This is a genomic window from Candidatus Thiothrix phosphatis, assembly GCF_035668035.1.
Classification (GTDB): Bacteria; Pseudomonadota; Gammaproteobacteria; order Thiotrichales; family Thiotrichaceae; genus Thiothrix; species Thiothrix phosphatis.
The window spans coordinates 1-6,352 of sequence record NZ_JAYMYJ010000144.1; the positions used below are offsets into that span (position 1 = coordinate 1).

Here is a 6,352-nt window from a genome sequence, read left to right on the forward strand (position 1 = left end):
TTTTTAAAACGGTGATTTTGACGAAAGTGGGTCAGTTTTCAGTCGGTGTTGACACAGCACTGCCCAACGTGGCTATCTCTTCGCTCGTGATCAGTTCATAAGGCCAGATGACATCCAAAGCCATGTCCCGTTGTGCCGCTGACTGCAACAGCAATGCTTTCGTCTGGGTGTGCCAGATGCGTTCTGCTTCTGTGAACAATGGCCCGGCGAGGTAAATGCAGGTCATGCAGGTGTACATCCTTTGAGGTTTTGGGAGTGGCCTACTATAGCAGCCCGGATGGGGTTTCCGTTCACGGTGAATGACCATTTGTAGCAACAAAAGGACAGGGTAGTCTGGCGATTGTGGCGCAACCAGACCAGCCATTTTAGGGTACATATCCCCCGTTACGTGACGGGGAATGGATGGCAGATAAGGGGTTGGCTTGTATCGGTCAACAGGACATGGGTTGGGATTGATTCGGGAAGGAGGGTGATATGCACTGGCGTGGACGCATCGTGCTGTTGTTATTGGTAATGGGATGTGTGCTGGCAACCATTGCGGTGGCACAAGTGAAAACCCCGCTGCTGATCTGGAACACCACCAGCAGTTTGCCGAAAGGTTTTTACAAGGTCGAACCCGGTTATACCTACGGTGACATCGTGGCATTCGACATCCCGGAACATTTCCGTCCGTTGGTACAGGAACGCGGCTGGATCCCGTTGTATGACCGGCTATTAAAACGGGTTGTGGGCAGGGCAGGGGATACCATTTGCATCCACCAGACAGACATTACCCTAAACGGTGAATGGTTTGATAAAACCAGTCTAAGCGACTCGAAAGGCAGACCCATGCCGCAACTGGATGGTTGCCATACTGTGCAAACTGGACACCTTTGGGTGATGCTGAAAGACAACCCGTTGTCGCTGGATTCGCGCTATTTTGGGGAAGTGGATGAAGCGACAGTTTACGGGAAGGCAAGCCTTGTCTGGGGCTATCAACACTGAGAATGGTGCAGCGTTTGTTGCACCAAATTTTGCAGGTGTCCTGCATTGCTACTGCAAAACCTTTTGCAATCCTGCTGCAAGCGTTCTGCGGTTTCTGCCCTGAACGGATATAAAAGCAGACCTTACCCCCGTTGCCTTACCTGCCTGACCGCGAAACCCATCCTGTATCAGGGCTACCCAACACAGCAATAACCTGTCCACCCAGACGGATTGCTGTTGCCTTGGGTATTCCTTGCCCCATCATCCTGGTGGTAAATACCTTGGGGTCTGGGGTGACACCCCAGCTAAATCATGTAGTAGTGGAAAAGATACCGCTCGTCAGCGGTTAGCTTGTAGGGAAATGTGTAGTGCAAGATAAAGGTGTTGTAGCAGGTACTTTTCAAGTCCCTGAAAACCCACACTAAATGATTCTACAACGGTGTGTAGGTTTGTAGCTTGCTGATAACAACTTATTGTATTTAAAGCAATAACCATTCTACAGGATGTCATGATGGGTAAAAAGGACACTTACGACGACCTCCCACTTCGGGTTGACCTGCGGGCGAAAAAGAAGGGAGAACCTGCCGTTTCCTTGCGCCGTGGTAGTGCGAAGCCTAAACGTCTTTCCAACCTGAAACCCTCGCGCATTGGACCCATTCGTGGTGTCTCAGCCCCTGCAACCCGTACTCCTGAACGCCTAGGATCCCGCCGGGTGGTGGTCAAAGCCAGGGTCATCAAAATGACCGCTTACGGGGTTGGTGCTGCCAAACTTCACCTGCGTTACCTTGACCGTGAAGGGACAGGTCAGGGTACAGAACGTGAGGGCTTTTTTGACCGCGAAGGGGAGGGGATCCAGCGTCAGGAAGTGGATGCTATTCGTGAAGGTGAGCCGCACCAGTTCCGTTTGATTGTTTCACCGGAAGATGCGGAACGTCTGGATCTGAAAGATTACACCCGCAAGCTGATGGGACAGGTGGAGTCAGACCTTGGACGCAAGCTGGACTGGAAGGCCATTAACCACTACAACACAGATAACCCCCACACCCATATTGTGATCCACGGTCTTGACCAAAAAGGTGAGGAAGTTTTCATTGACCGTGAGTACATTTCTAACGGTATCCGCCATCGTGCCGCCGAGCTGGCAACCCAGGAACTTGGCCACCGGCTGGAACACGAAATCCGTGACTCCATCCAGAAAGAAATCAAGGCGAAGTCATTCACCCGCGCCGACCGTGAACTGATCCAGCAATCCCAGGATAACCGCATTACCTTTGATATTGCCGGGGATACCCCGGCTGCCCGGTTGCAACGCTCGCGGTTATTGGGACGTTTGCAGGAACTGGAGCGTTTTGGCTATGCAGAAAAGGTTGCCGGGCAACAATGGCGTTTGGCAGACCACCTGCCGGACAAACTGAAACAACTGGGACAATACGATGAGGCGATGACCCGGCTAAAACGTGCAGAACAGCAGTTAGGGCATCCCGCCAGTGGCTACCGCTTGCATGATTCTGCTATTGGTAATCCATTGGAGGGGGTAGTTCTTGACCGTGGCCTTAGTGATGAAATGTCCGAGCGAGGCTACCTTATTTTGGGAAGCCGTGATGGGATCTTGCATCAAGTTCCTGTCAGTAACCTCTCACAAGAGGAAACCAGGGTCGGTCAGGTTATCCGGGTGCAAGTACTGGAGGAAAAGTCTGTCAAGGCTGCTGACTGGAATATTGCCGGTTACGCGGCGGCACATGACGGGATTTACCATGCAGAATCCCATGCGACCTGGGCGATAGAGGCCGGGAAGATTACCCCCACACAGCAAGAGAGTTACCTCCACGCTCACCAGCTTCGTTTGAACACGCTCTCCAATCTGGGTGTGGTGAAGTCCATTGAGGGTAATCGCTGGCAAATCCCGGAAGACCTGCCTGACCAGGTGCAAGCATTGGTACAGAAAGATAGCCGTACTACCCGCGCCGTGTTCGTTGCCCAGCACCAACTCCCTATAGATACCCAAGTCACTTACCGTGGCCGCACCTGGCTGGATGAGCATTACCATGCGCTGGTGGAAGACGGCAGGCCGCAGGGTGTCGCCATCAAGTTGCGCAATGCGGCTGCGTTACGGGCGCAATGGTTGACGGGGCAAGGGCTGGAAGCCGGGACACAGGCTTCCCGTTCGGCACTGGACGACATGGAACGCCAGACACTGGCGGCTCAGGTCAGGCAAAAGACGGGGCTACCTTTCCGCCCGTTGGCAGCCGGTGAATCCATGCAAGGCAAGGTGTTGGGGGTGGTCGATGTTCCCTCCAACCGCCGCTATGCCGTGGTAGCCAATAGTAAGGAATTTTCCATGGTTCCGTGGAAACAGGAACCCCTGCCACCCAAAGGCATGAACATGGCTATTGGCATCAACCCGCAGGGTAGGGCGTGGAGTAAACAGATTCAGAAGGGGATCGCACGATGAGTCAAATGCGTGGCACAACCATCTTGTGGGGACAGTTCATCGTGGCCTTCATCGGAGCCATGATTGCCTTGCAAACGGCGACCCAGTTTGTGGCACATAAACTGGGGTATCAGGAGGCACTGGGGGAGCCTGCCTACCATGTGTTCGGGACACCGTGTTACTGGCCATGGAAATATTGGGCATGGCTGTACCAGTACGACTATTACGCCAAGACTGTTTTCTTTCAGGGTTCCCTGATCATTTATGGCGGGGTGTTTGCCATTTTCATGGTGATTGTGTTCATGTCGGTGAACCGCGCCAAACGTAACCAACACCCGGATGCTTACGGTACAGCCCGTTGGGCAACACTGAAAGACATGCAGAAGGCTGGTGTGCTGGTGGACGAGGGGATCGTGCTGGCGCAAACGCATGACCGTGAGCGCACCTTGTTGCGGCACAATGGCCCGGAACACTGTTTTGTGTTTGCACCTACCCGCAGCGGTAAAGGGGTGGGGATTGTTATCCCGACCTTGCTAAGCTGGCGGGCATCGGTGCTGGTCTATGACATGAAGCGTGAGAACTGGGACATTACCGCAGGTTGGCGCAAACAGTTTTCCCATGTTCTGCGGTTTGAACCAACCGCTTCTTTTTCGGTGCGTTTCAATCCGTTGTTGGAAGTACGCAAAGGGGAAAATGAAGTCCGTGATGTGCAGAACATTGCCGACATCCTGGTGGATCCCGATGGCAGCAAGGATCGCATGGATCATTGGGAAAAGACCGGGCATTCCCTGCTAGTCGGAGCCATCCTGCACGTCCTTTATGCTGAACCGGACAAAACCCTGACGGGGGTAGCCAAGTTCCTGAGTGACCCTGACCGGACATTCTTCAAGACCCTGAACCACATGCTCCAATGCAGGCATCTGGGCGACCGGGTACATCCAGTGGTGGCTTCTGCCGCCCGTGAGTTGCTGAACAAGAGTGAGAATGAGCTGTCCGGTGTCCTGTCCACGGCGATGAGTTTCCTGGGGCTATACCGTGACCCGATCATTTCCCGTAACACTGCCGTTAGTGACTTTACGATTGTTGACCTGATGAATGCCAAGAACCCGGTCAGCCTGTATATCGTTGTCCCACCCAGCGATGCTGACCGTACCCGTCCGCTGATACGCCTGATGCTCAACCAGATAGGCCGCCGCCTGACGGAAAGCATGGGGCAGGATGGCAAGCCGCACCGTCATGACTTGCTGATGTTGCTGGACGAATTCCCGACCTTGGGACGCTTGACGTTTTTTGAAAGTGAACTGGCTTACATGGCAGGTTACGGTATCCGCGCCTTGTTGATTGCGCAGTCCCTCAACCAGATTGAAAAAGCCTACGGGCCAAACAACTCCATTCTCGACAACAGCCATATCCGGGTCACTTACGGCACACTGGATGACCGCACCGCCAAACGTATCTCAGAAATGCTGGGGACAGCGACCGAAAACCGGCGTCAAACCAACTATGCAGGCCACCGGCTTGCGCCGTGGTTGGGACACGTCATGGTCAGTGAGCAGGAATCCCCGCGTGCCTTGCTGACACCGGGTGAAGTGCTACAGTTTCCGGCTACTGAAGCCTTGGTGATGGTGGGCGGGAACCCACCTTACCGGGGATTGAAGGTCAGGTACTACGAAGACAGGCGCTTCATGGGCAGGGCAAGGTTGCCACGCCCTGATGCCGCCGAATTGCAGGGAATGGAACTCAAAGGGCTGGGGTTTCCCAGTGCCTGGTTACATCTGCCAGCCCCGGCAGTGGAGCCAGAGCATCCGTCAGGCGCTAACGGCAATGCTGCAACAGCGGGGATTGCTGGTGGTGTACTGCTGGAGGGTGAAATCCAGCATAACCCGGAATGGGGAATATCTGTTGATGACCGGCAACAGCCAGAAAAACCAAAACCCAAGCTGGAAATGGATGATGGGCATCAGGATGCGGAAAAACGCAAAATGCGCGAACTGGAGCAGCAACGCACGGAACGTAACCGGCAACTGGGGAGGCAGCGGGCTATTGAGCAGTCACGCCAGCCGAGTGGTGGAGGGATGCCGTTATGAGTAAGCCAGTCCCTTATGCGGCTTTGAATATCAGGATACAGAACGATACCAAGAAACGGTTGGAAGCCTATGCTGCTGCCAAAGGGCAATCACAGGGCAGTATTGTGGAGGCTGCTTTGCGTGAATATTTGGATGATTCCAGCCATGCAACCCTGATCTTGCGGGAGCTGGGCAGGTTACGGCGTGGGGTAGGGCGGATGGAGCGCAACCTGGATGTCATGGATGCGGGTTTAGCGGGTTTTGTTCAGATGTGGCTGGCTTATAACCCGCCGCTACCAACCGGACAGAAAGAAGCGGCGCAGGCCATGGCGGCAGAGCGGTTTGACCAGTTCATTACCTTTATCCAGCACCAGATCAGGCAACACAAGACTTTCATTGCCCAAGTTGCTGAAGACAACCTGTTAAAGAACGAGGACATACGTGCCTTGCTGGATATGGAAGGGGAGGGTAAGGCATGAGCGAATCAGCCAAACGTCGTCTGGATATGCTCAAGTCAGCACTGGGGCCGATTACACCTTGGCTGGAGAAAGACACCATTACCGAGATCATGCTCAACCCGGATGGCAAGGTGTGGGTGAATGAGTTGGGTGTGGGGATGTACAAGACCGGGATTATCCTCAATAGCGAAGCGGCTAATCGGATTATCCGGCTGATTGCGACCGAGGCAGGGATGGAGATAACCCCGGATAAGCCGAGTCTTGCTGCGAAACTGCCACACTGGGGAGCAAGGGTGCAGGCATCCATCCCGCCTTACAGTGTGGACGGGCCGACGTTCAACTTCCGATTGCCTGCACGACGCATCTACACGCTGGACGAGTATGTGGGGCAGGGGATCATGACCCAAGAACAGGCAGAGACCCTGAAACAGGCC

Annotated in this window: 6 protein-coding genes; 5 read left to right on the plus strand and 1 reads right to left on the minus strand. The window is 54.2% G+C overall.

The annotated features are described in order from the left end of the window. Positions 1–31 precede the first annotated feature (31 nt). Positions 32–226 carry a hypothetical protein gene (locus VSS37_RS17710; protein ID WP_324697337.1) on the minus strand — a complete coding sequence of 65 codons (195 nt, stop codon included), beginning with the start codon at positions 224–226 and terminating at the stop codon, positions 32–34. Between the two features lie 248 nt (positions 227–474). On the opposite strand from VSS37_RS17710, the gene lepB reads away from it, so the two are divergent. From lepB to VSS37_RS17735, 5 genes are all read left to right on the plus strand, one after another. Then, complete coding sequence (gene lepB, locus VSS37_RS17715) at positions 475–984, plus strand: signal peptidase I (protein ID WP_324697338.1); 510 nt, start codon at positions 475–477, stop codon at positions 982–984. 487 nt (positions 985–1,471) lie between these two features. Further along, on the plus strand, positions 1,472–3,415 hold the full coding sequence (locus VSS37_RS17720) for a DUF3363 domain-containing protein (protein ID WP_324697340.1): 1,944 nt from the start codon (positions 1,472–1,474) through the stop codon (positions 3,413–3,415). Further along, positions 3,412–5,481 (plus strand): IncP-type conjugal transfer protein TraG, encoded by a 2,070-nt coding sequence (gene traG, locus VSS37_RS17725; RefSeq protein WP_445971498.1) that lies wholly within the window; start codon positions 3,412–3,414, stop codon positions 5,479–5,481. The genes VSS37_RS17720 and traG overlap by 4 nt, the downstream gene beginning before the upstream one ends. Beyond that, positions 5,478–5,939, plus strand: coding sequence for a ribbon-helix-helix protein, CopG family (locus VSS37_RS17730; RefSeq protein ID WP_324697342.1), 462 nt, complete (start codon positions 5,478–5,480; stop codon positions 5,937–5,939). The genes traG and VSS37_RS17730 overlap by 4 nt, the downstream gene beginning before the upstream one ends. Beyond that, positions 5,936–6,352 (plus strand): P-loop NTPase family protein (locus VSS37_RS17735; protein WP_324697344.1); only part of this gene is annotated, 417 nt, incomplete at its 3' end. The genes VSS37_RS17730 and VSS37_RS17735, both read left to right, overlap by 4 nt.

What these genes read in the sequence shown, in the direction of transcription:
- VSS37_RS17720 (WP_324697340.1), top strand. Translation starts at nt 1,472, where the DNA reads ATGATGGGTAAAAAGGACACTTACGACGACCTCCCACTTCGGGTTGAC.
- VSS37_RS17730 (WP_324697342.1), top strand. Translation starts at nt 5,478, where the DNA reads ATGAGTAAGCCAGTCCCTTATGCGGCTTTGAATATCAGGATACAGAAC.
- lepB (WP_324697338.1), top strand. Translation starts at nt 475, where the DNA reads ATGCACTGGCGTGGACGCATCGTGCTGTTGTTATTGGTAATGGGATGT.
- traG (WP_445971498.1), top strand. Translation starts at nt 3,412, where the DNA reads ATGAGTCAAATGCGTGGCACAACCATCTTGTGGGGACAGTTCATCGTG.
- VSS37_RS17710 (WP_324697337.1), bottom strand. Translation starts at nt 226, where the DNA reads ATGACCTGCATTTACCTCGCCGGGCCATTGTTCACAGAAGCAGAACGC.